Genomic DNA, 22,125 nt, shown 5'->3' with positions numbered 1-22,125 from the left:
CAACGCAATGGAATGGGATGGCAATACCCCTCTAGTCTATCGGTCAACTGCCCCAGCCTGGACCCTTAGAAAATTTTTGCGTGGCGTTCTCCCAAGGCATAGACGGGTTGGGGAATCGTTTTACCCTTGAAGGCGATATTCCCAAGGGGCTTGGTGTGGAAATGGCTGCCCAGATGACCATAGATCAGTTGATTGATCCAAATTTCGTTTTCCCCTGCCCGACTCATGAGGCGGGCGGCAGTATTCACCGTATCCCCCAGGATGTTGAACTCCCGCCGCCCACGGCGCTCACCGATCTCCGCCGCAAACACCGGTCCATAGGACAGACCAATGCGACAGGTGAGGCGAATAGGTTGCCCCTGCACCGTAGGGGTGGGTAGGGACTGGACGAGATTGCGAATCGCCAACATGGCATCGGCGGCCCGAAAGGGGTCGCTGGGGTCGGGGTTGAGAACCCCAAAGTGCATGAGCATTTCAGAGCCGATGGAGTGGTAGGTGACCTTTTGGAGAATGCCACCCTTGAGTTCGATGACACCATTGATCAGGGAGAAGGCATCGGAGAAACAGGTGACGAGGCCCGGTGTTTCTGCCGGATGGGTATCGTCTACCGCCTCCGGTAACCCCATCAGATTGACGAAGGCGACGGCTATCGTGGGGAAAGCGGGGGGAATGCGACGCTCTGAAGCGGTTTCCACCAACAGTTGCAGCACCGATCGGGGTAGGTAGCTGGCGAGGGGCTCCACCAGATCCACGGAAGCCTTAATTTCCTGCAAGAGGGCAGGCACGCTGCGATCAAACAGCATGGGGCTGGGAGTGCGGCGGCGAGCCAGGGTGATTTCGTATTCCCCCAGTTCCTCGGGGGTAAAGTCATCGAGCACGACCCAGTGCTCATGGTCTACGGGTTTGAGTTGGATGCGATCGCTTAACTGGGCCTTCACCGCCTCCGTCAAGGCCACATGACCCACAAGCCCTGCCCCTTCCGCCTGCTTGGCCACCGTTACCGCCTGACCCAGCAGTACATGGCCCATGCGCTGAGGGGTGCCAATGTCAGCCTTAACGAAGCGACCTAGGTGTAAGCCCACCCGCATCTGCAAGGACAGATCCCCCTGTTGGGTGGAGATGCGCTGAAAGGGACGCATGGCCCGCTGCATCCGCAGTCCAGTGTGGAGGGCCTGCTCGACATCGTGGCGACCTTCGTCAGCTAGGAACTGCACCAGCAAGGCATCACCCGTGAATTCCAGGAGATTGCCACCGGACTTACTGATGATTTCGATCATCTCGGAGAAATAGCGATTGAGCAGCTTTAAGAGCAACTCAGCCCCTTCGATACCCTCCGCTGCCCGTGCCTCTAGGAGGGGGGTAAATCCAGCCAGATCGGTAAAGAGGAGGGTGCCTTCCTGCCACTCGTAGCGGGGTACACCTAACTGGGGAGGATTATTAATCACATCCCGAGGGATGTAGTCGATCAAAATGTGTTGGAGGGTGCGCAGGTGCTCAAAGGTGCGCATCAAAGTGTCGCTAGAAGGATCGATCCATGCAGCGGCGTAGAGGTCAGCAGGCAATAAAGGCCGCAGTCGTTGTTCGATATCCGTCAGGACATTCGGCGTCACAGAAGCCGTCATACAAATCGATTGGGCGCACATCCCCGAAACCTCTCAAGGCTAACAGAGATTACAGCGCCTCAGGGGCTCTATCCGGTGAAGCTCGAACCAGTCTCCGTAATTTTTCGGAAAGGATTGCGATGGTTAGGAACTGGTCTAGAGGAGCCATCGCGATCTCAGGACATAGAAAACCCAAGACAAAGCCGTCCTCGATGCCATCGAGGACGGCTTAAAATAAATTCACACAGGTGCGCCTACATTAACCCAGAGAAAAACCCAAGACCAGACCAGTACCAGATGACCCTGCCCTAGGAGCCCGTCTGTTTGCTGGAGGTCTGGATGTAAAGGATGAGTAGGAACACCGTAGGAACCAACACAAACAGAATGCTGGCGACAAAGCCTAAGTTATTGACTTCCATGATCTAGGATTTTACCTCTCACACAGTTGGACACAATATATCCAACAGTTTACGACATCTGAGTTCTGTCGGCGTCGTGGTCATGCCCAGTTCTGACAATAAGACTCGGTAACCCTATGGTCTTGAGGGTCAAACGAAGTGGTAGTCTCTTATAAATGCTGTGCAATCTTCTGAGTAGACGAGAGGACTTGGGTAGATGAAACGACTGTTGGGCCTATTAGCGGCGCTGGGTGTATTGGCAAGTGGCCTGTTGGGCTGGAGCGGTCAAGCCGCCTTGGCCACCCCCACTGGACAGCCTGAAGTACGATCGCTGTATTTGGCTGAAGAACTTCGCAATGCTGTAGACGATAAGCTTGGAACGGAATATGGTTCTAAGCTTGATCTGAACAACACTAATGTCCAGGCATTCACTAAGTTTCCGGGTCTATACCCCACTATCGCGGGCAAGATTCTGAAAAATGCCCCCTATGACACGGTTGAAGATGTTCTGGATATTCCCAATCTCAGCGATCGCGAACAAGCCATCCTTGAGAAAAACTTGGATAATTTCACTGTGACGACAGTGGACCCAGCTCTTGTAGAAGGGGCAGACCGGTTCAACAATGGGGTTTATAAATAAAGGTGTCTACTCATAAATAACCCCCATCTGTAATGGTTTACCCCTAGAACAGATTGAAAGGCACACTATTTCAAGTTTTAGGACTATTGTGTCTCTCCGCATTTTTTCACATGACTGCCATTAGGCATCGGCAAAGGACATTGGGTTCTAACCGATGCCTTTGTCATAGTCATGGTCATGGCTTTACGGAACTTTAGATTTTAGTCCTCCCATTGCCCCTAAACACTGCCTCCCCGAATGCCTTTGACACCTTTGATGTGCTGCTGGTGGGTAGTGGAGCCGCTGGGCTCTACGCCGCCCTCTGTATCCCCACGACCTACCGCATCGGCCTAATTACGAAGGATGTGCTGACCCAATCTGCCAGTGATTGGGCACAGGGAGGCATTGCTGCCGCGATCGCACCGGAGGATTCTCCCAGACTGCACCGGGCAGATACCCTCCAAGCGGGGGCAGGACTCTGTGAGGGGGCCGCCGTAGATCAATTGGTGGAACAGGCTACCTACTGTATTCAGGCTCTAGTGGAACTGGGTGTCCCCTTTGATCGCCAGGGGGTAGACTTGGCGCTGACCCTAGAAGCGGCCCATTCCCACAAGCGAGTGCTCCATGCCGCAGACACCACTGGGCGGGCGGTGGTGGCAACCCTGGCGGCGGCGGTACGGCAACGGCCCCATATCACCATCCTAGAACATACGTTTGTCCTGGACCTATGGCGGGGAGATGGGGGCTGCCGGGGCGTAATTGCCCTACACCAGAATACTCTGTGCTGGATTGCCGCCGGGGCGGTGGTGCTGTCTACGGGGGGGGGCGGTCAGGTCTTTGCCGAAACGACGAACCCAGCAGCCAGCACTGGTGATGGAGTGGCAACGGCATGGCGCGCGGGAGCCCAACTGCGGGATTTGGAATTCTTTCAATTTCACCCCACCGCACTGAAGGTAGCCGGGGCTCCCCGATTTCTCATCAGTGAGGCGGTGCGGGGAGAGGGGGCGCACCTCATCGATGCCCAGGGCTACCGTTTCGCCTTTGACTACCATCCCCAGGGCGAACTGGCTCCTCGGGATGTGGTCAGTCGCGCTATCTACCGCCATCTCCAAGCCCAAGCAGACCCCGGCGGTTGGGTTGGGCTAGATCTGCGGGAGATTCCCCGCGATCGCATCCATCACCGCTTTCCCAACATCCTTCAAGTTTGCCAGCGTTGGGGCGTAGATCCCCTGAGTCAGCCCATTCCCGTTTCCCCTGCGGCCCATTACTGGATGGGGGGTGTGGTAACGGATTTGGATAGCCAGACGGGTCTCCCCGGCCTATACGCTGTCGGAGAAACCGCCAGCACTGGGGTCCATGGGGCCAATCGTCTGGCCAGCAATTCCCTGTTGGAATGCTTGGTGTATGGACGGCAGCTCGTCCACCTCACGGTTACCCTTCCCCAACCGCCCCCAGCCACCTTCCGAAAGACCCTAATTCAGCAGTTGCCCCATTGCTTGAGCGCTGATGGAGCCATTCTGAAAACGCTACGTGCCGAAATTCCCCAAATTATGTGGCAGGGGGCAGGGATCTGCCGCAACGCTACGGGTCTTGCCATTGCCTTAGAAGCCATTACTCAGGGGCGACAGACCTTTACCGCCCTGGCCACTAGTAAACTCCTAGCGAATTGCTTGGACTGCCCTGGGGCTTATCCCATTGAGGAAGGTGGCGATCATTTACGCCTTTGGGGAGAAACCCGTAACCTCTTAGATCTGGCTTGGCTGATCCTACGCAGTGCCCAGTTTCGGACCGAAAGCCGAGGGGGCCATTACCGGGAGGACTATCCCCACCCCAAGGAGACATGGCAGGTGCATACCTTGGTGGAATGCGATCGCTGGTTTACCTCTGCCCCGATTGTGTGAGGGTGAAGGGGTGTGAGGGTAAAGGGTGAAGGGGTGTTGGGGTGGTTAGGAGTTTTGAGTTTTGAGTTTTGAATTAATACCGTAGGGGCAATCCCTTGCCTGTCCTGTTCGCGTAGCGGCTCCGGAGGAGCAACGGAGCCGTTGGCGGAGCCTGCCCGGAGGGCATAGGATGGTTGCCCTTGTTGCTGGGTGACCGGTATTGGGGGTATTGGGGTGATCGCCGTAGGGGCGGGTTTGGCTCGTGTCTACTGGACAATCCAGAGGTTAACGCTCAAAACCCGCCCCTACCCGGTGGGCTAGGCCAAGACGGGTTCAGGAATGTGCAGATGGGGATAAAGAGGGAAGCGATCGCATAACTTCGCCACCCGTCGCCGACAGTCCTGCTTCACTGCCCCATCCTCAGGATTCATCAGGCAGTCGGCAATGATGTTGGCGATTTCGGTGAACTCGACGGTGCCCATGCCCCTGGTGGTCATAGCGGGTGAGCCTAGACGTAGGCCACTGGTGACAAAGGGGGATTCGGGGTCAAAGGGTACCGTGTTCTTGTTGGTGGTGATGTGAATTTCACTCATCAGGTGATCCGCCCGCTTGCCGGTCATGGCAATGGAGCGCAGGTCCACCAGGATCAGGTGGTTGTCGGTGCCGCCGGACACCAGCTTCAGCCCTCGGGCCTGGAGTTGGGTGGCAAGGGTCTGGGCATTGGCAATGACTTGGGCTGAGTAGGTCTTGAACTCGGGGGTGAGGGCTTCGCCAAAGGCTACAGCTTTAGCTGCGATGACGTGCTCTAGGGGACCGCCCTGGCTACCAGGAAAAACCCCCTTGTCGAATTTTTTGCCTAGGTCGGCATCGCGGGTGAGGATCAGACCGCCTCGGGGACCGCGTAGGGTTTTGTGGGTGGTGGTGGTTACCACATCACAGTAGGGCAGGGGATTGGGATGGTGGCCTGTGGCGACGAGGCCCGCAATGTGGGCAATGTCCGCCATCAGGTAAGCGCCGACTTCATCTGCGATCGCACGAAATTTCTCAAAGGGAATCACCCGAGGATAGGCAGAATAGCCACAAATGATCAGTTTGGGGCGATGCTCCAAGGCGAGGGTGCGGATCTGGTCAAAGTCCAGGGTTTCCGTTTCTGGGCTCACTCCGTATTGGACTACGTTGAACCACTTGCCCGAGACATTCACCGGGGAGCCGTGGGTAAGGTGACCACCATGGGACAAGTCCATACCTAGAATGGTGTCCCCCGGCTTCAACAGGGCTAGGAACACGGCAAAGTTGGCCTGGGCACCGGAGTGGGGCTGGACGTTGGCATGGGCGGCTCCAAACAATTGCTTGGCCCGATCAATGGCAAGGGTCTCCACCTCGTCCACATACTCGCAGCCGCCATAGTAGCGTTTGCCCGGTAGCCCTTCGGCGTACTTATTGGTCAGTACGGTGCCCTGGGCCGCCATGACGGCGGCGGAGGTGAAGTTTTCGCTAGCGATCAACTCTAGGTGTTGCTGCTGCCGTTGCAACTCCCGCTGTACCATCCCCGCCAGTTGGGGATCCTGCTGTTGGAGACGTTCCAAATCCGTTGGTGTTGTTTGCGCCACGACCTTAACCCCCTCGACAAGTCAATAAAGCTGATTGGCCTAGTAGGCCAGTTTTCTATCCTACAACCCCTGTCTAGGGGCTGCGGACAATCAAAGCCAGATTCCTAGATGGTGTGGTTACAGCCCCTAGCTTGGTTCCGTAGGGCGGGCGTGGTCATGCCTACCCGGCAAGGGTTTCCTCGTTAATTGTTCCCACGCCCTAGGGGCTGCGGACAATCAAAGCCAGATTCCTAGATGGTGTGGTTACAGCCCCTAGCTTGGTTCCGTAGGGCGGGCGTGGTCATGCCTACCCGGCAAGGGTTTCCTCGTTAATTGTTCCCACGCCCTAGGGGCTGCTACTGTCCTTTCAGAGCTTCAGAGCTGTCGATGGGGATAGATTCTGGAGATGGACGGTTTGTAACGGATTGCAACATATAATATTCAGATAATCTTCAAAAACCGACTTTACAGAGGACGAGCATTCATGCGGGTTGCGATCGCAGGTGCAGGACTGGCGGGGCTAGCCTGTGCAAAATACCTGGCCGATGCGGGGCATACCCCCATCGTGCTAGAAAGCCGGGATGTACTGGGAGGGCTAGTAGCCGCCTGGAAAGATGAGGACGGCGACTGGTACGAAACTGGGCTGCACGTCTTCTTTGGGGCCTACCCCAACATGCTGCAACTGTTCAAGGAACTGGACATTGAAGATCGGTTGCAGTGGAAAGAGCACACTCTGATCTTTAACCAGCCCGAAAAACCCGGTGTCCTCTCCCGGTTTGATGTGCCAGACATCCCCGCCCCGCTGAACGTGATCATGTCAATCCTGCGCAACAACGACATGCTCACCTGGGAGCAAAAAATTCGCTTTGCCATCGGCCTGCTACCCGCCATTGTCCGGGGTCAGGGCTACGTCGAAGCCATGGATAAATACAGCTTGTTGGAATGGTTGCGGATCCAGGGGGTAGATGAACGAGTCAACTCCGATATCTTTGTGGCTGCCTCCAAGGCCCTGACCTTTATCAACCCCGAGGATGTCTCCGCCACCGTACCTCTGACGGCCCTGAACCGCTTTCTTCAGGAGCGCTACGGTTCCAAAGTAGCCTTTCTAGACGGAGCCCCCCCCGAGCGACTGTGTCAGCCCATGGTGGACTACATCACCACCCAGGGGGGAGAGGTTCATCTCAAGAAACCCCTGAAGGCAATTCTCTTGAACCCCGATGGCACTGTCCAGGGCTTTGCCCTGCGCGGCCTGGATGGGGCACCGGATGAGGTGATTACCGCCGATGCCTACGTCTCTGCTTTGCCTGTGGATGTGATCAAGGTGCTGATGCCAGAACCCTGGAAAAGGATTGAGGTCTTCCAGCGAATGCAGGACTTGGAAGGGGTGCCGGTGATCAACATTCACCTCTGGTTTGACCGCAAAATGAGCGACGTAGACCAGCTCCTCTTTTCGCGATCGCCCCTACTCAGTGTCTACGCCGACATGAGCAACACCTGCCGAGAATACGCCAGTCCTGACCGCTCCATGTTGGAGTTGGTTTTGGCCCCCGCCAAGGACTGGATTGACAAGTCGGAGGCTGAAATTCTCACGGCTACCCTGGCGGAATTAGAGCGCCTATTTCCCCAGCATTTGACTGGGGAATCACCCGCCCGCCTGCTGAAGTCCAAAATTGTGAAAACCCCGCGATCGGTGTACACTGCCGCGCCGGGACGGCAGGCTTGCCGCCCAGAACAGGCAACCCCCATCGCCAATTTTTTCCTGGCGGGCAGCTACACCCTGCAACGGTATCTAGGAAGCATGGAGGGGGCCGTACTTTCTGGTAAGCTGGCGGCGCAGGCTATCAGTCGGCAATATCCCGACAATCCAGCGACTCCAGCCCACCAGGAGCCCGCCACCGTCTCCTAAAGGAAGCCCACGAGAACAGGCAGGATTAGGCAAGGTTTGCCGTATGCTTTTTGGAGGGCCAGTCTGTCTTCGGCGGGCTGTAGACATCGAGAAAACGACCTGAGTTTCCAGCGATTAGGGATTGATGCTGCAACTGTCTGACTCGCCGCAATTAGAAAAAACGGCCTCCGTCGAGGACGCCTATGAGCTTTGCCGACAGATTACAGCCAAGTACTCTAAGACCTTCTATCTGGGTACCTTGCTGATGACGCCGGAGAAGCGGCGGGCAATCTGGGCCATCTACGTTTGGTGTCGGCGCACCGATGAACTAGTGGACGGCCCCCAAGCTGCCTCTACGACAGAGGAAACCCTGGATCGCTGGGAACGGCACCTGGAACTGCTGTTTCGGGGCCAACCCATCGACGATGTGGACGTGGCCTTGGTGGATACCCTAGAACAGTTCAGCTTAGAGATTCAGCCCTTTCGGGACATGATTGCGGGGCAGCGGATGGACCTGAAGCGGTGCCGCTACGAAACCTTTGAGGCATTGGAACTCTATTGCTATCGGGTGGCGGGAACCGTAGGACTGATGTCCACGGTGATCATGGGGGTGGACACAGAGCAGAATGTAGCCCCCTGGAATCGTCATCTGCCGCCCCCTAATCCGGTCCAAGAGGCGGTGGCTCTGGGCATTGCCAACCAGTTAACCAATATTCTGCGGGATGTAGGGGAAGATGCCCGCCGGGGCCGTATTTATCTGCCCCTAGAGGATCTAGCCCTGTTTAACTACACCGAAGCGGACTTAATGAATGGGGTAATTGATGATCGCTGGCGGGCGCTGATGCAGTTTGAGATTCAGCGGGCGCGAAAGTTTTACCTGGATGCTGAGCGGGGGATTCGCCAGCTCAGCCCTGATGCTCGCTGGCCTGTGTGGTCGGCGCTGGTGCTCTACCGTATGATTCTGGATGTGATTGAGGAGAATGGCTACGACGTGTTTAACCGTCGAGCCTATGTACCCCGGCTGCGGAAGCTATGGTGTTTGCCCACCGCCTGCATCCAGTCCCGGCTAATGTAGCACTTTCCTGCCCAGATGAAGATCGCCCAGATGAAGCCCTATCAGTACCTGCCGATTCTGGACCAGGGGGAACCGTTAGTCCCCATTCCCCTAGATCACTTTGCGGTAGTGACGCCCCATCCCTATCATGCCTTGGGAGCTCCCTACGGTGATCGCTCTCCCTACTGGCTGCGGTCAGCCGTCCTATCTGCCCTGACCCAGGCCCAGAGCGGGTTGCAACAGGTCTACCCCGGCTGGCGCTTGCAGATTTTTGACGCCTATCGCCCCATCCCAGTGCAGCAGTTCATGGTGGAGTACGCTTTTGCTGCCCTGGCCCAGCAGCAGGGCCAGGATCTGGCCTCTCTGACGGCTCCTGAACGGGACAGGCTGAGGTTGGCGGTTTCCGAGTTTTGGGCGGTGCCTAGTCTGGACCCTGCCACCCCGCCCCCCCACAGTACCGGGGCTGCCATTGACCTGACGCTGTTGGATAGTGCGGGCAATCCGGTGGATATGGGCTCCCCCATTGATGAGCTATCAGTGCGATCGCATCCGGATCACTTTGCCACCGCGACCCATCCTTCGGCCCAACAGGCCCATCGCCACCGCCAGATTTTGAAGCATGCCATGGTGGCTGCTGGATTTCAGCAACACCCCAAGGAATGGTGGCACTTTTCCCTCGGGGACCAGCTTTGGGCGTGGCTGGTGCAGGCGCAGACGAACCAGCGTGTGACCGCTAGGTATGGGCGGGTGGAGGCTGCTATCCCGCCGGGGTGAAGACCATTTTAGGAATCAGGCGGCGGGGATGGTCTAGGTCGCTGGGGGCGATGGCGCTGACCCCGAGGAATTCCGCTGCTTCGTCTAGGATCACGGCTAAATCTCCCCTGTCATCTTGCCACTGTTCCGCAGTCAGGGGCAGCTTTTGGCCCTGACGCCAGCGTAGGGCTAGGGCCGGGGGCAAGGTGAGGCGAGGCAGATGGGCCAGGGCTACATCTGGGGGAATGGGGGCAAAGGTCTCAGCCGCGATGGCCTCCGACCGGCCTTTGGCCATTGCGGTTTCCAGATCCTCAAAGGACAGGCTCTCCCCGAGGGTAAAGCCGCTGCTGTGGGTCCGCACTAGGGCCGCCAGGGTGGCCCCCACCCCCAGAACTGCTCCCCAGTCCCGAGCGATGGCGCGGATGTAGGTACCGGAGCCGCAGGCCACCGCCACCGTCAATTCCGGAAACTCTCCGGGCTGCCAGTCCAGCACTTGGACTTGGTGAACCGTGACGGTGCGGTGGGGAACGTTTACGGTTTCCCCGCGACGGGCTAGGTCATAGAGCCGCTGCCCCTGGACCTGAATCGCGCTGTAGCGGGGGGGCACCTGATCCAAGGTGCCGACGAATTGGGGTAAGGGTGCGATCGCGGCTTCTCGGGTCAGGGTTGGAACCGGCATGGTGGCAATGGGATCCCCTTCCAGATCATCAGTGGTGGTGGTGAGACCAAAACGAATCACCGCTCGATAGGCTTTATCTTCCGGCAAAAAAGGTAGGAGCCGCGTGGCCCGTCCCAGGGCAATGGGCAAAACCCCAGAAGCCGCCGGGTCTAGGGTGCCGCCATGGCCTACCTTTTTGGTTCCTAACAGCCGTCGCACCCGCGCCACACAATCATGAGAGGTCACCCCTAGGGGTTTATGAAGATTCAAAAATCCCGAAATCACGAGGATGGCTATGCCTTCTGATTCTCAATTGCCCAGCGCGCCAGCTCCGTGCGGTTATGGAGCCCGGTTTTACCCAGCATATTGCTCACGTGGCTTTCAATCGTGCGCTGGCTGACCCGCAGTTCCTCAGCAATTTCCCGGTTTGCCATGCCCCGCGCCACAAACTGCACGACCTTTAACTCCGTCGGTGTCAGATCCACATCAAAGGGCACATTGATGGCGGGGGCAGAGCCCGTACCCTTATTTTGCTGACGAATCAGGCGAGAAGCTTGCTTTAGGGAAGACTCCACCTGGGCCACCAGTTCCTCTGGCTCAAAGGGTTTGACCATGTATACGTCGGCCCCCGTGCTCAGCCCCTTGACCCGATCCTGGCTCTGCCCCTTCGCTGAGAGGAACAGGACGGGAATCCATTCCGTTTCCGCGTTACTGCGGACATGCTCCACAAAGGTATAGCCGTCCATCTCCGGCATCATCACGTCGCAGATGATCATGTCGGGCGCGGTCTCCTGAAGCACCTCCAGAGCCTCGCGTCCATTTTCCGCTGTCACCACCTGATATCCCCGAAACTCCAGGTAGTCCTTGACCAGCAAAATTAAATTGGGATCATCATCAATCAGCAAAAGCGTTTTCTGATCGCCTGAATTTCCATCTTTCATGCTGACTGCTTACCTCAAAGCCACTCGCAATAGATCACACTCTTGCCAGGGTACCTGCTAATACCCCAGAGCATACGGAAAAATCGTCGAAATAGCTGTCTTCAAAGAACTTTTGTATCGATATGGTTACACCATGCCATAACAGAGCATAACGAAAAGCTATTACTAAATCTTGTCCAAGCCCAGAAGTGGGGTTTTCCCGGTGGGGAAACTCCAGATGTCGAGCTGGACTTGGTATAACCTTAAAATCTAATGAACTTGGGGGAAGAGCCTAGAAAGCTATAGCCTATAGACAGCAATGCCTGATGAAAAACAAAAATTTATGATGCAATGACAGCTTCCTATATCATGGCCCTGGATTTGGGCACAACCGGTAACCGAGCCATTCTGTTCGATCATAGCGGTTCAATTGTGGCTCAATTTTATAAAGAGCTCACCCAATATTATCCCCAACCTGGCTGGCTGGAACATGACCCCCGAGAAATCTGGGCTGATATCTACGACGCGATGCAGGCAGTCCTAGCCAAGGCTGGCATTACAGGGCGTGAGATCGCGGCTATTGGTCTGACGGTGCAGCGGGAAACCTGTCTACTGTGGGATCGAAACACCGGACGCCCTCACCACAACGCCATCGTCTGGCAAGATCGCCGCACCGCCCCCCTCTGCAACCAACTGCGGGCGGCGGGCAAGGCAGAAGAAATCTACGAACGTACGGGGCTGGTTCTAGATGCCTATTTCTCTGCCTCTAAGCTGTCCTGGCTGCTAGACCATGTCCAGAACTACACTGACCCAGCGGTGGATTTGGATTGCACTCTGGCCGGTACCGTCGATAGTTGGGTGCTGTGGAACCTAACGGGGCGGCGGGTCCACGCCACAGACCACAGCAACGCCAGCCGCACCATGCTGCTAAACATCCACAGCCTAGAGTGGGATCCGGTGCTCCTAGATCTGTTTACCATTCCCCCCCACATGATGCCAACGGTGCGGCCCAGCATCGGTGTCATTGGCCATACGGATCCGGCCATTTTGGGGGTTGAGGTGCCGATTACGGCGGTGCTGGGCGATCAGCAGGCAGCCCTGTTTGGCCACGGCTGCGATCGCCCTGGTTCCCTCAAATGTACCTACGGCACTGGCGCGTTCTTGGTGGCCCACACGGGCAACGAAATCGCCCATTCCAACCACCAACTGTTGTCCACCATTGCCTGGTCCCAAGCCCAGGGGGATGCGGTCCAAGTGGGTTATGCCCTAGAGGGTAGTATGTTTACCGCTGGAGCCTGTATCCAGTGGTTGCGGGATGGCCTCAAGGTGATCAACCACGCAGCGGATACGGAACCCTTGGCGGAAAAGGTCCCGGACAACGGTGGCGTCTATTTCGTCCCCGCCCTGAGTGGGCTAGGGGCTCCCCATTGGGATATGACGGCGCGGGGGGCCTTTCTAGGCATCACCGGGGGTGCACAACGAGAGCACCTGGTGCGGGCAGTGCTGGAGGCTATTGCCTATGAGGTCAAGGAGGTGGTGGAGGCGGTCAATGCCAATAGCGATACCCCCATTGGTCTGCTGAAGGTGGATGGTGGAGCCTGCCAGAATAATTTCTTGATGCAGTTCCAGGCGAATGTACTGGGAATTCCCGTCGAGCGTCCCGCAATTCTGGATGCTACGGCCCAGGGGGCAGCCTTTGCGGCGGGGTTGGGGATCGGTTTCTGGTCAGACTACTGGACCTTGGTAACGGGGCGGCAAATTGATCGGGTCTTCGAGCCCCAAGGTGGGGGCGAGATGGAGGCGGACTATAAGCTCTGGAAAAAAGCCGTCAGCCGTGCCAAACACTGGGCTGAGTGAAGGAAGGAAGACTTGCCACTAGAGCGATGATACGAGGGCGTTCATGCTGGACTTGATGAAGTTGGCCCGACAGATGCAGGGTATCAGCGCGCACCTGACCCAGGAAGCGGCGGCGGCGGGGCGGCGGGTGGCCATTGCCCAGGATCTGCTGGAGCAGGCGACAGCGGTGCAGGGGAACCTGGAGGTGCAGTTGGCAGCGGGGCGCGATCGCATTTCCTTTGCCGTCGCCACTCCAGTAGAGCCCTTGGATCAGCGGAGCACCCTAGAGCCCGCCCCAGAAGCCCATACGGTGATTGCCACCGACGGCTCCCAGATTTCCCCCAGCCACCACGAGATTGCCTATTGCTACCTGCTCAATGTGGGACGGGTGGTGCTGCACTACGGTCAGGGACGGTTTCCGCTGTTGGATAGCCTACCGGAGGTGGTGTATCGCCCCGAGGATCTGTACCTGTCGCGCCAGTGGGGCATTCGCACCGAGGAATGGATGGGCTATCGGCGCACGGTGGCGGAGGCGGAGGCTTTGGCGGATTTGGGGGAAGACCTGATCGTTTCGGCCCCGTCCCAGGCCATAGCCTCCCAGTCTGCATTCCCCAACAGGACAGGAGCCGCTCATCTCCCAAGGAGAGGAGGCTCTAGTGCTGATCCGGGATCTGCCAATTCGGGATCTCCCAATATGACGGCGGCAGGGACAGTGACCCCAGTGACCCCGCCCCAACTAGCCCTGACGGATGGGTCGCTGATCTACTGGTTTCTGGAGGATTTGCCGGGGGAGGCCCGCGATCGCATTTTGCCCCCCATCCTCGCCGCCTGGGATCGACTGCGCCATCTGCGCCTGCCCCTAGTGGGCTACATCAGTGCCTCCCGGAGTGGAGAGGCGCTCAACTTTTTGCGACTGCAAGCCTGCCCCTACAACACCCCAGATTGCCTCACCCACTGTCCCGATCGCAGCGATCGCGCCCCCTGCCAGCCCTTTGATCCCCTGCGGGATGTGGCCCTGTGGGCCACACGGCTGGAACCAGGTCAGCGCAGTCCCCTCTGGCGCAGTTCCGCCGATATTCTGAGCCAGTACGGAGAGCACACGGTTTATTTCTGCTATGTGCATGTGGGGGCAGAGGTGGCGCGGGTGGAAATGCCCCAGTGGGTGGCCCTGGATCATGGCCTACGGGACCAAGCCCTGGGCATGGTGCTGACCCAGGTGCAGAAGGGCTACGGCTATCCCGTGGCCCTAGCCGAGGCCCATAACCAGGCGGTAGTGCGGGGGGGCGATCGTAGCCGCTTTTTTGCTCTGCTGGAGCGGGAAATGATTCGGGCCGGACTGCAAAATGTAGGCACCAGCTACAAGGAAGCTCGCAAGCGGGGCAGCATTGCCTAGGGCGTGTGGACAATTAACGGGGAAATCCTTGCGGGGTAGGCATGGCCACGCCTGCCCTACGGAATCAAGCTAGGGGCTGTAGCCGCCCCATAATCAGGAATCTGACTTCGATTGCCCACAGCCCTTAGGGGCGCATTACGCCGGGGAATGGGAGAGCGCTCGCTGGATAGCGGCGATCAGGGCATCAATGCGATCGCGGGTAGTATTCCAAGCACACATCAGCCGCACCCCGCCCACACCGATGAAGGTGTAGAACCGCCAGCCCTGATCCCGCAGGGTTTGGATCACAACCGGCGGCAGCTCCACAAACACCGCATTGGCTTGGGGTGGAAACAGCAGCTTGGCCTCGGGAATTTCCCCTAGACGCTGAGCTAGGTAGGCAGCACTGGCGTTGGCATGGCGGGCATGGTGCAGCCATGCCCCCGTTTCCAGGACCCCCAGCAGGGGCGCAGCGATGAACCGCATTTTGGAGGCCAACTGCCCCGCCTGCTTGCAGCGGTAGTCGAAATCCTCCGCTAGAGCCTTGTTGAAAAAAATCACCGCCTCCCCCAGGGGTAGACCATTCTTCGTGCCGCCAAAGCACAGCACATCCACCCCCAGTTTCCAGGTCATTTCCGCAGGGGTACAGTCCAAAGCCGCGATCGCATTAGCAAAACGGGCTCCATCCATGTGAATTTTCAAGCCGTACTGTTTCGCCGTAGCGCACACTGCCCCCAGTTCCGTCAGGGAATAGAGGGTGCCCACCTCCGTCGGCTGGGTAAGGCTAACCACCTTGGGCTTGGGGTAGTGGATGTCGTTGCGCCTGTGGACAATAGCCGCGATCGCCTCCGGGGTCAGCTTCCCCTGATCTCCCGCCCCCAGCAACAACTTGGCCCCATTAGAGAAAAATTCCGGTGCCCCACATTCATCGGTCTCAATGTGGGCCAGTTCATGGGCAATCACACTGTGGTAGCTCTGGCACAAAGCCGCCAGCACCAGGGAATTCCCAGCGGTGCCGTTGAACACCAAGAACACCTCACAGTCCGTCTCGAACAACTGCCGAAACCGATCCGCCGCCCGCTGGGTCCAGTCGTCTTCCCCATAGGCGGGGGCGCTCCCCTGATTGGCTTGAATCAACGCTGCGATCGCCTCCGGGCAAATGCCGGAGTAGTTGTCACTGGCAAATTGCTCGTCCATAGGATTCCAAGTCTTGCTATAAGTCCAATTTTTTCGCTAAAGGAATTTTCCCATCCCCATAGTCCATTTCAGAACCCTAGTGCTCTGTCAAGCCTCGACTTGTAGGTTGGGTAGAGCGCTAGCGGAACCCAACATGACCCACCGCTGTTGGGTGACCCTTCGTTTCACCCAACCTACGCAGAATAGTACGCCCAGGCTTAAATAAACGTACTATTCCGTCGCCTCAATTCACCATCTTCTAGTTCCCTCTCCCTTTGGGAGAGGGCTAGGGTGAGGGGCCGAGGGTGTCACGACAGAATGGTCAGTGTATTTACGCCGTCGAGTACTAGGAATGGAGCAATCGGAGAAATTCCTCAACAGCGGGGGAGTGGGGCGTTTGGGCCAGAGTGGCAACACCGATGATCCGTTCTAGGGGGACCGGTAGCGATCGCACTTGAACGCCCTCAGGAATGGGGAGGGCCGCCAGCCGAGGCAGTATGGCAGCTCCCAACCCCTGGGCCACCATACTGACAATGGTGGAATCCTCCTTGACGACATAGGCGACCCGCAGAGACTGACCCCAGCGCGCCCAATGGTCTCGGACAGCAGTGGTGCATTCAGCGTAGTTATAGAGGACAAAATCATAGCTAGCCAGTTGTGCCCAAGTGAGGCGAATGGGCAGGTGATCGATGGACTTGGGCAGCAGGACCACATACTCATCCCGCGCCAACTCCCATTGCTTGAAGTCCTCCGATCGGGGCAGGGGGACGAGGCCCAAGTCCACCTCCCCGTCCCGGAGCGCCTGCTCGACTCCGGCAGGCTCCAACTCACTCAGGGACACCTCCACGCGGGGAAAGCGATCGCGAAACCGGGCAATCAACGGCGGCAGCAGGTGGGTGGAGGCGCTGCGAAAGGAGGCAATCCGCAAACAACCCGCATAGAGCCCCTTTTCCAGGTTCACCTCATATTCAATGTGCTCTCGCAGTTCCAGCATTTTATAGGCGTGCTGCAAGACCCGCTCCCCCACCTGGGTGAGCTTGGCTCCAAAGCGGCCCCGCTTCAGCAGGGGCAGCCCTAGTTCTGCCTCTAAAGTCGCGATCGCGCGGCTTACAGCGGCCTGAGAGGTTTCTAACTGGAGCGCAGCGGCAGAGAAACTGCCCTCCTGGGCAATCGCCGCCAGCACCGCAAGGTGACGAATGTTCATAGCGACAATCTATTCGGAAGTCGAATAGATAAAACTCGCCAGGGGTTTTGATTCCCTGGAAACAATGAGGTTACCGTATGCACCAAGCCCAGACATTGACGCATTTGACAGGTTGGCTATGTTTGAACTACTTCCTTTCCATCGCTTTAGAGATACCCCGAGCGTACAGTTTTTTGATATCACCGTAGACGAATCGAATGCGCGGGATTTGGTCTTCCACGATGGGCCAGCCGTTAGCCCCAACAATGATGTCACCAATTCTTGGCAGTTTTATCTCCATCCCAACCAGGAGGATAATTTGCTAGCGGTGTCCGGAGGGCGTACCTTTTACCTGGTGAATTTTTCCTGGGACTGTCCCCTCCATGTGGTGCGCCTAGAGGCCAATCGCTACATTTTGCGAATTCCCCCCGGTACCTTCCACCGTTCCGTCTCCGACACTAAGGGCTCCCTGGTTCTAAACCAGGCGGTAAGGGCTGAGCATGCCGTTGTAGAGCATGAGTTTCGGGTCTATAACAGCGCCGAGATCCCTCGCCTCCAGCGCCTCTTGGCCTCTGGGCTCCAGCCCCAACATCACGGGTTTGAGGAGCGGTGGCCGATGGCGGCTTAGGGGGTGATGGGGTGTTGGGGTGTTGGCGGAGCCTGCCCGGAGGGCTTAGGGGTGACAGGAATTTTGAGTTTTGAGTTTTGAATTGAATTACCCGTAGGGGCGCGGTTTCCGCGCCCAATGCAGGATGTCGCCGTAGGAGCGTGGTGCCCGCGCCCAATGCAGGATTGCCCGGTGGGTGGGTGATGGATATTGGGGAATACGAGGCTGCGGCCAATGCCGTTTAGCTATGGATGCCGATGGCATCGGTGATCTGGGTTAGACCCTGATCATCGAGCTTGTCCACCAATCCTGCCAATAGGCGAGGCACCATCCAGGGACCCTCATAGATCCATCCGGTGTAGATCTGTACCAGGGAGGCTCCGGCGGTGATTTTGTCCCAGGCATCATCGGCGGTGAAAATGCCCCCGACGCCGATGATGGGCAAAGCCCCCTGACTGTGGCGATAGATAAACCGAATGACCTCGGTGGAGCGCTGACGCAGGGGCGCGCCGCTGATGCCCCCCGCCTCTTCGGCGGGGGTGAGTCCGGTAGAGAGACGGGGAGTGCTGAGCCCGGTGCGGTCAATGGTGGTGTTGGTGGCGATGATGCCTGCCAAGCCCTGTTCTTGGGCTAGGTCTACGATATCGGCAATGTCCTCCCAGGCCAGGTCCGGAGCGATTTTGACCAAGAGGGGTTTAGCCTCAGTATTTTCTGCCTGGAGGGCCGCTAGGATCGGGGCGAGCTGGGCGCGTCCTTGCAGCGATCGCAGTCCTGGAGTATTGGGTGACGATACATTCACCACAAAATAGTCACCCCAGGTTTTTAGCCATCGAAAGCTTTCTCGGTAGTCTTCGGCGGCGGATTCCAGGGGGGTCACCTTGGATTTGCCGAGGTTAATGCCCAGGGGAATTTGCGATCGCCCGGAGGGCCAGTACTGGTGCAGCCGTGCCGCCAGTTGCTCAGATCCCTGGTTGTTAAACCCCATGCGGTTTAGCACCGCCTGATCCGAAGGCAGGCGAAAGAGTCGAGGGCGGGGGTTTCCCGGTTGGGGATGGAGGGTGACGGTTCCTAATTCTGCAAAACCAAAGCCCAGCAAGGGCCAAGCCCGCGCCCCGAGGCCGTCCTTATCAAAGCCTGCGGCTAAGCCGAGGGGATTGGCAAAGGTCTGTTCCCAGAGTCGCTGAGAGAGGCGATCACTGGAATAGCTAAAGGTTTGGGCCAACCAGCGCTGTAATCCAGGCAACAGGGCTAGGCTAGGCACCTTGGTCGCCGAGGGGGGCGCTGATAATCCCGCCAAGAGCCCTAGAGCGCGCTGATGGAGGTCTTCGGGATCGGCCCTGAGCCCCTGAAAGAGTAGGGGACGAATGAGGGTTTGGTATATGTCGGGCACAGCCCTCTCCTTGGGAAAGGTTGGGGACAACGGGGACAACTGTGCCGTCTCCAACCATAAATTCATAGATTTCCGTCCTAACTTTATCCCCACAACCTCTCCCTTGGATGGATACAGATATAGACTGAGACTACCTAAGCGTGCGCCCCAGGCTCTAGCTCAGTCGCGTTCAGAATTTCCCTCCCCTTTTCTGGACACTATCAGGGTCAGCGTATATCTACAGGAACACGGGCTACAGGAACACGAGCTACACGGACACGGGCTACACGGACAGAGGGAGGGACTGCTATCGTTTGGGTTGCCCCCACATCACAATTGCACCGAGATGGGTTCGCCGAAATCAGATCCCAATCCAGACCGGCGCTTGACTGCCCTGGCTCGCATTCTGAAAACCCTCCGGGAAACAGATGAGCCGGGGCAGATGGTCAGTGCTGTCTTGGACCACTTGCAGGGGGAGTTGCACTACGGTCTCCTGTGGTTGAGTACGTACGATCGCGTTAATCATCGCCTCTTGCCCCAGGGCAGCCGTTCCCCTAAGAAGGATCGACTCCTAGACATACCCATTGACCTATCCCCTGGGGACTTGATGGAGCAGGTGGTGATCCAGCAACGGCCCATGATAGTGAACGATTTGCGGCTGGAACCCCGAGTTAGTAACTGGAACCAACTGGCAGAGCGCTTGGGGATTCAGGGAGCATTGCTGTTTCCCCTACGGCGGCGGGATGCCTGCCATGGGTTGCTGTTGTTGGGGACAACCCAGTGGGGCCAGTCTCCCAGTTCTAGCGATCGCACCTACATCTCCACGCTCCTCAGTACCCTGGCGGATGCCCTGCACCACCATGAGCAGATCCAGCAGCAACGGGCAATCAAGACCCCAGAACTGCCCATTTTTAATCTGGTCAATCGGTTTAACGAGTTGACGGTCCTAGCGGATCAGTTGGAGGCGATTGTCCAAACCGCCCACCAGTTTATGGCTCCCGACCGGACCCGTCTGTTTTGGTTTGATGCCAAGGGTTTTATCTTCTGGGAGCGGATGACCCTCCAGGCGGCTAAGGGCAGCAGTTGCCGCCATTTTGAGGCCGATACTACCCCCCTCAGCCTCCCCGCCGACACCATTCGGGGGGTCTACCAGTCTCTGTGTGGTAATACCTTGGTGACCGTGGGGGAATCGGAGGGTCTCTTGGTCATGAACATACCGGAACAGTTCATGCGGGCACTCCAGGCGCGATCGCTGTTAGCAACCCCGATCCTGAGCCAGGGCGATTTACAGGGGTTCATCACCACCGAGGGACGGGAGCCCCGGCTCTGGACTACAGCGGAAAAGGACTTCATGGTGGCTGTGGGGCACTTGGCTGGTTTGATGGTGCCCGCTAGCACCCTCACGGATACTCTGAGCCAGGGTGAGGCGGATCAGAAATTCCTCACCAGGATAGTGCGCAGCATCCGCAATGACAGTGACTGGCGCAAAACCCTGGAAACTTGTGGGGAAAAACTTTGTGAGCGTCTCACAGCGCAACAGTTTATCGTGCTGCTCTATGACTCCGACCGGGGTGGGTATGAAGTGGCGTTTCAGGGAGGGGGCAGTGGGCGACGCGGTACGACCTTGGTCTGGACCTCTCTAGATGAGGTGGACTGGCAGATGATGGAACGCAGCACAACGGCCATTGCCATCAATGATCTAACCGATGATCTGAAATTAATGGCTTGGCGAGACAACTTTCAGACCTTAGGAATCCAGTCCCTCCTGGCCTGTAATGTGTCTCCCGGCCACGCGCCTGAAGCGGTCATTTTGGTGGCGGCGGCAACCGCCCGTCATTGGACTCTGGTAGAGGGGGATTTCCTGATGGCGGTGGGTCAGCAGTTGGCGCTGATTCTGCACCAATGGCAACTTCAGCGCCAGGTAAACCAGCAGGGGCGTTTGTATGACTCAATCCAATGGGGGTTACGGACCCTCCAGCGGACTTTCCATCCCGACCAACTGGAGGAGTCCGCCTGCCGTCACCTAGCGGATTTGCTCAAGGTTTCTCTGGCGGCTCTGGTGCATTGGGATATTGGGGATGAGGTGGCTCGGGTGGGTCAGTTCACGGCCCGTCATAAGTCCTTTCAGGTTCAAGTAGGGGTAGATATCCCTCTCGCCTCCGATGCCGTGATCCACTGGGCTTTACAAACCGATGGCTTGATCCCCGTCACGCTGGAGGACTTTCCTCCCACAACTCTGGACTGGATTACGGCCCCCCCCGGCAGCAAGTTTTTGCTGATGGCCCTGCGGACTGCACCGGATCATCTACCCAATGCGGTCTTGATTTTGGCAGATGGTAGCGATCGCAAATGGTCGGACTACCACATGGGTTTAGTCACCCTGTTGGGCAACCAACTGGCCTGGTCTCGCCGTCACCTGAGCCTCATGGAAATGCTTCTGGGTCAACGGGAGGAACTGTCAAAACTGAACTGGTATAAGCACAAACGGTTTGATGAAGTGCATCGCCGCCTAGAGATCAGCCTCAATCGGCTGAGCAACGATGTCGGATCTGAGGTAAATTCGGCCTTGGTCATCCAGCGACAACAGCAAACGGTGCGCCAATTGGTTAACCTCTCCCAGGGTATTGCCACCATGCTGGAACAGGAGCAGTGGCAACTCCAGAGCACCCCCCAAACCACGCCTCTGATTAGTTTGCTCAATCGTCTCATGGAGCGGGCAGGGCCTCTGATTCGGGAGCGGCACCTCTGGTCCAAGGTCCATAACGATAGCAATGTGATTGTTGGCGGCGATATCGTGAAAATTGAGTTTGTTCTCTATGATTTACTGCTAGCCGCCTGTGAGCGATCGCCGGAACAAGGGCGCATCGACATCTGGTGCCGTCCCCTGGATCGCAATTCCCTAGAACTCTCTATTACCGATGATGGGGAAGTGCCTGACCAACTCCTATCGGAATTAGAAAACGGTCGCCCGGTCGATAGTCTTGTCCCCTCTACTCTCGATCACCCGCCGGGGCTGCACTTTGCCATTTGTCAAGCCATTATGCAGCAGGTTGGTGGCGAATTTAGTCTGTATCGTCTCGAAGACAATCGGATGATGAGTCGAGTGGTGCTTGCGATCGCAAATAAGGCTACCACCCCTGGACTGGACTCCGATGGCCCCAATCAGCGGTCTTTTTCCCGAGATTTAGGCTAGCTCAGAAGGCAAAAGCTGCCATCTATACATCA

The 22,125-nt window shown here is 57.5% G+C and carries 17 protein-coding genes; 9 read left to right on the top strand and 8 right to left on the bottom strand.

Annotated features, from left to right (window positions below; translation table 11 throughout):
- Positions 1-65: 65 nt before the first annotated feature.
- A complete protein-coding gene (locus tag LEP6406_RS0215470) occupies positions 66-1,622 on the bottom strand; it encodes an adenylate/guanylate cyclase domain-containing protein (RefSeq protein WP_051463932.1) in 1,557 nt (518 codons plus the stop codon).
- A gap of 287 nt (positions 1,623-1,909) precedes the next feature.
- Positions 1,910-2,020, bottom strand: coding sequence for a photosystem II reaction center protein PsbM (psbM, locus tag LEP6406_RS0215465; RefSeq protein ID WP_008313172.1), 111 nt, complete (start codon positions 2,018-2,020; stop codon positions 1,910-1,912).
- A gap of 196 nt (positions 2,021-2,216) precedes the next feature.
- Between psbM and psbU the strand changes: the two genes are divergently transcribed.
- A complete protein-coding gene (gene psbU / locus LEP6406_RS0215460) occupies positions 2,217-2,639 on the top strand; it encodes a photosystem II complex extrinsic protein PsbU (protein WP_008313174.1) in 423 nt (140 codons plus the stop codon).
- 212 nt (positions 2,640-2,851) lie between these two features.
- A complete protein-coding gene (nadB, locus tag LEP6406_RS0215455) occupies positions 2,852-4,519 on the top strand; it encodes an L-aspartate oxidase (RefSeq protein ID WP_008313176.1) in 1,668 nt (555 codons plus the stop codon).
- Between the two features lie 296 nt (positions 4,520-4,815).
- On the opposite strand, the gene glyA is transcribed toward nadB, so the two are convergent.
- Positions 4,816-6,108 (bottom strand): serine hydroxymethyltransferase, encoded by a 1,293-nt coding sequence (gene glyA / locus LEP6406_RS0215450; protein ID WP_008313178.1) that lies wholly within the window; start codon positions 6,106-6,108, stop codon positions 4,816-4,818.
- Positions 6,109-6,571: 463 nt separating this feature from the next.
- Between glyA and pds the strand changes: the two genes are divergently transcribed.
- The 3 genes from pds (at position 6,572) to LEP6406_RS0215435 (ending at position 9,800) form a co-directional block, all read left to right on the top strand.
- Complete coding sequence (gene pds, locus LEP6406_RS0215445; RefSeq protein ID WP_008312916.1) at positions 6,572-7,993, top strand: 15-cis-phytoene desaturase; 1,422 nt, start codon at positions 6,572-6,574, stop codon at positions 7,991-7,993.
- 124 nt (positions 7,994-8,117) lie between these two features.
- Complete coding sequence (gene crtB, locus LEP6406_RS0215440) at positions 8,118-9,047, top strand: 15-cis-phytoene synthase CrtB (protein ID WP_008312914.1); 930 nt, start codon at positions 8,118-8,120, stop codon at positions 9,045-9,047.
- A gap of 30 nt (positions 9,048-9,077) precedes the next feature.
- Positions 9,078-9,800: a M15 family metallopeptidase gene (locus LEP6406_RS0215435; protein WP_036028491.1), complete on the top strand. Its 723-nt coding sequence runs from the start codon at positions 9,078-9,080 to the stop codon at positions 9,798-9,800.
- Here LEP6406_RS0215435 and truB read toward each other — a convergent pair.
- Positions 9,784-10,683: a tRNA pseudouridine(55) synthase TruB gene (gene truB / locus LEP6406_RS0215430; RefSeq protein ID WP_409978143.1), complete on the bottom strand. Its 900-nt coding sequence runs from the start codon at positions 10,681-10,683 to the stop codon at positions 9,784-9,786. The genes LEP6406_RS0215435 and truB overlap by 17 nt on opposite strands.
- Before the next feature lie 47 nt (positions 10,684-10,730).
- Positions 10,731-11,378, bottom strand: coding sequence for a response regulator transcription factor (locus LEP6406_RS0215425; protein WP_008312909.1), 648 nt, complete (start codon positions 11,376-11,378; stop codon positions 10,731-10,733).
- A gap of 330 nt (positions 11,379-11,708) precedes the next feature.
- On the opposite strand from LEP6406_RS0215425, the gene glpK reads away from it, so the two are divergent.
- On the top strand, positions 11,709-13,214 hold the full coding sequence (glpK, locus tag LEP6406_RS0215420) for a glycerol kinase GlpK (protein WP_008312908.1): 1,506 nt from the start codon (positions 11,709-11,711) through the stop codon (positions 13,212-13,214).
- A gap of 43 nt (positions 13,215-13,257) precedes the next feature.
- Positions 13,258-14,586 (top strand): DNA double-strand break repair nuclease NurA, encoded by a 1,329-nt coding sequence (locus tag LEP6406_RS0215415; protein ID WP_008312907.1) that lies wholly within the window; start codon positions 13,258-13,260, stop codon positions 14,584-14,586.
- A gap of 135 nt (positions 14,587-14,721) precedes the next feature.
- Here the strand turns inward: LEP6406_RS0215415 and LEP6406_RS0215410 are convergent, their stop codons facing one another.
- Together LEP6406_RS0215410 and LEP6406_RS0215405 are read right to left on the bottom strand one after the other, a co-directional pair.
- Positions 14,722-15,762, bottom strand: coding sequence for a threonine aldolase family protein (locus tag LEP6406_RS0215410; RefSeq protein WP_008312906.1), 1,041 nt, complete (start codon positions 15,760-15,762; stop codon positions 14,722-14,724).
- A gap of 325 nt (positions 15,763-16,087) precedes the next feature.
- The gene (locus tag LEP6406_RS0215405) at positions 16,088-16,945 is read right to left on the bottom strand and encodes a LysR family transcriptional regulator (RefSeq protein ID WP_008312905.1); all 858 of its coding nucleotides are present in this window, start codon (positions 16,943-16,945) and stop codon (positions 16,088-16,090) included.
- Between the two features lie 118 nt (positions 16,946-17,063).
- On the opposite strand from LEP6406_RS0215405, the gene LEP6406_RS0215400 reads away from it, so the two are divergent.
- Positions 17,064-17,552 carry a hypothetical protein gene (locus tag LEP6406_RS0215400; RefSeq protein ID WP_008312904.1) on the top strand — a complete coding sequence of 163 codons (489 nt, stop codon included), beginning with the start codon at positions 17,064-17,066 and terminating at the stop codon, positions 17,550-17,552.
- Positions 17,553-17,772: 220 nt separating this feature from the next.
- On the opposite strand, the gene LEP6406_RS0215395 is transcribed toward LEP6406_RS0215400, so the two are convergent.
- Complete coding sequence (locus LEP6406_RS0215395; RefSeq protein WP_027269173.1) at positions 17,773-18,921, bottom strand: quinone-dependent dihydroorotate dehydrogenase; 1,149 nt, start codon at positions 18,919-18,921, stop codon at positions 17,773-17,775.
- A gap of 325 nt (positions 18,922-19,246) precedes the next feature.
- Here LEP6406_RS0215395 and LEP6406_RS28385 point away from each other — a divergent pair, with 325 nt between their 5' ends.
- Positions 19,247-22,093, top strand: a complete 2,847-nt coding sequence (locus LEP6406_RS28385; protein ID WP_008312902.1) for a sensor histidine kinase — start codon at positions 19,247-19,249, stop codon at positions 22,091-22,093.
- The last annotated feature ends 32 nt before the right edge of the window (positions 22,094-22,125 follow it).

This window comes from Leptolyngbya sp. PCC 6406 (genome assembly GCF_000332095.2).
Classification (GTDB): domain Bacteria; phylum Cyanobacteriota; class Cyanobacteriia; order Phormidesmidales; family Phormidesmidaceae; genus PCC-6406.
The sequence above is the reverse complement of the archived record's forward strand: the minus strand, read 5'-3'. Positions and strand labels throughout refer to the sequence as shown.

Coding starts and splice junctions, on each gene's coding strand:
- LEP6406_RS0215405 (WP_008312905.1), bottom strand. CDS start 16,945: ATGAACATTCGTCACCTTGCGGTGCTGGCGGCGATTGCCCAGGAGGGC.
- pds (WP_008312916.1), top strand. CDS start 6,572: ATGCGGGTTGCGATCGCAGGTGCAGGACTGGCGGGGCTAGCCTGTGCA.
- crtB (WP_008312914.1), top strand. CDS start 8,118: ATGCTGCAACTGTCTGACTCGCCGCAATTAGAAAAAACGGCCTCCGTC.
- LEP6406_RS28385 (WP_008312902.1), top strand. CDS start 19,247: ATGGGTTCGCCGAAATCAGATCCCAATCCAGACCGGCGCTTGACTGCC.
- LEP6406_RS0215435 (WP_036028491.1), top strand. CDS start 9,078: ATGAAGCCCTATCAGTACCTGCCGATTCTGGACCAGGGGGAACCGTTA.
- LEP6406_RS0215400 (WP_008312904.1), top strand. CDS start 17,064: ATGTTTGAACTACTTCCTTTCCATCGCTTTAGAGATACCCCGAGCGTA.
- psbM (WP_008313172.1), bottom strand. CDS start 2,020: ATGGAAGTCAATAACTTAGGCTTTGTCGCCAGCATTCTGTTTGTGTTG.
- LEP6406_RS0215415 (WP_008312907.1), top strand. CDS start 13,258: ATGCTGGACTTGATGAAGTTGGCCCGACAGATGCAGGGTATCAGCGCG.
- psbU (WP_008313174.1), top strand. CDS start 2,217: ATGAAACGACTGTTGGGCCTATTAGCGGCGCTGGGTGTATTGGCAAGT.
- LEP6406_RS0215470 (WP_051463932.1), bottom strand. CDS start 1,622: ATGACGGCTTCTGTGACGCCGAATGTCCTGACGGATATCGAACAACGA.
- LEP6406_RS0215425 (WP_008312909.1), bottom strand. CDS start 11,378: ATGAAAGATGGAAATTCAGGCGATCAGAAAACGCTTTTGCTGATTGAT.
- glpK (WP_008312908.1), top strand. CDS start 11,709: ATGACAGCTTCCTATATCATGGCCCTGGATTTGGGCACAACCGGTAAC.
- LEP6406_RS0215410 (WP_008312906.1), bottom strand. CDS start 15,762: ATGGACGAGCAATTTGCCAGTGACAACTACTCCGGCATTTGCCCGGAG.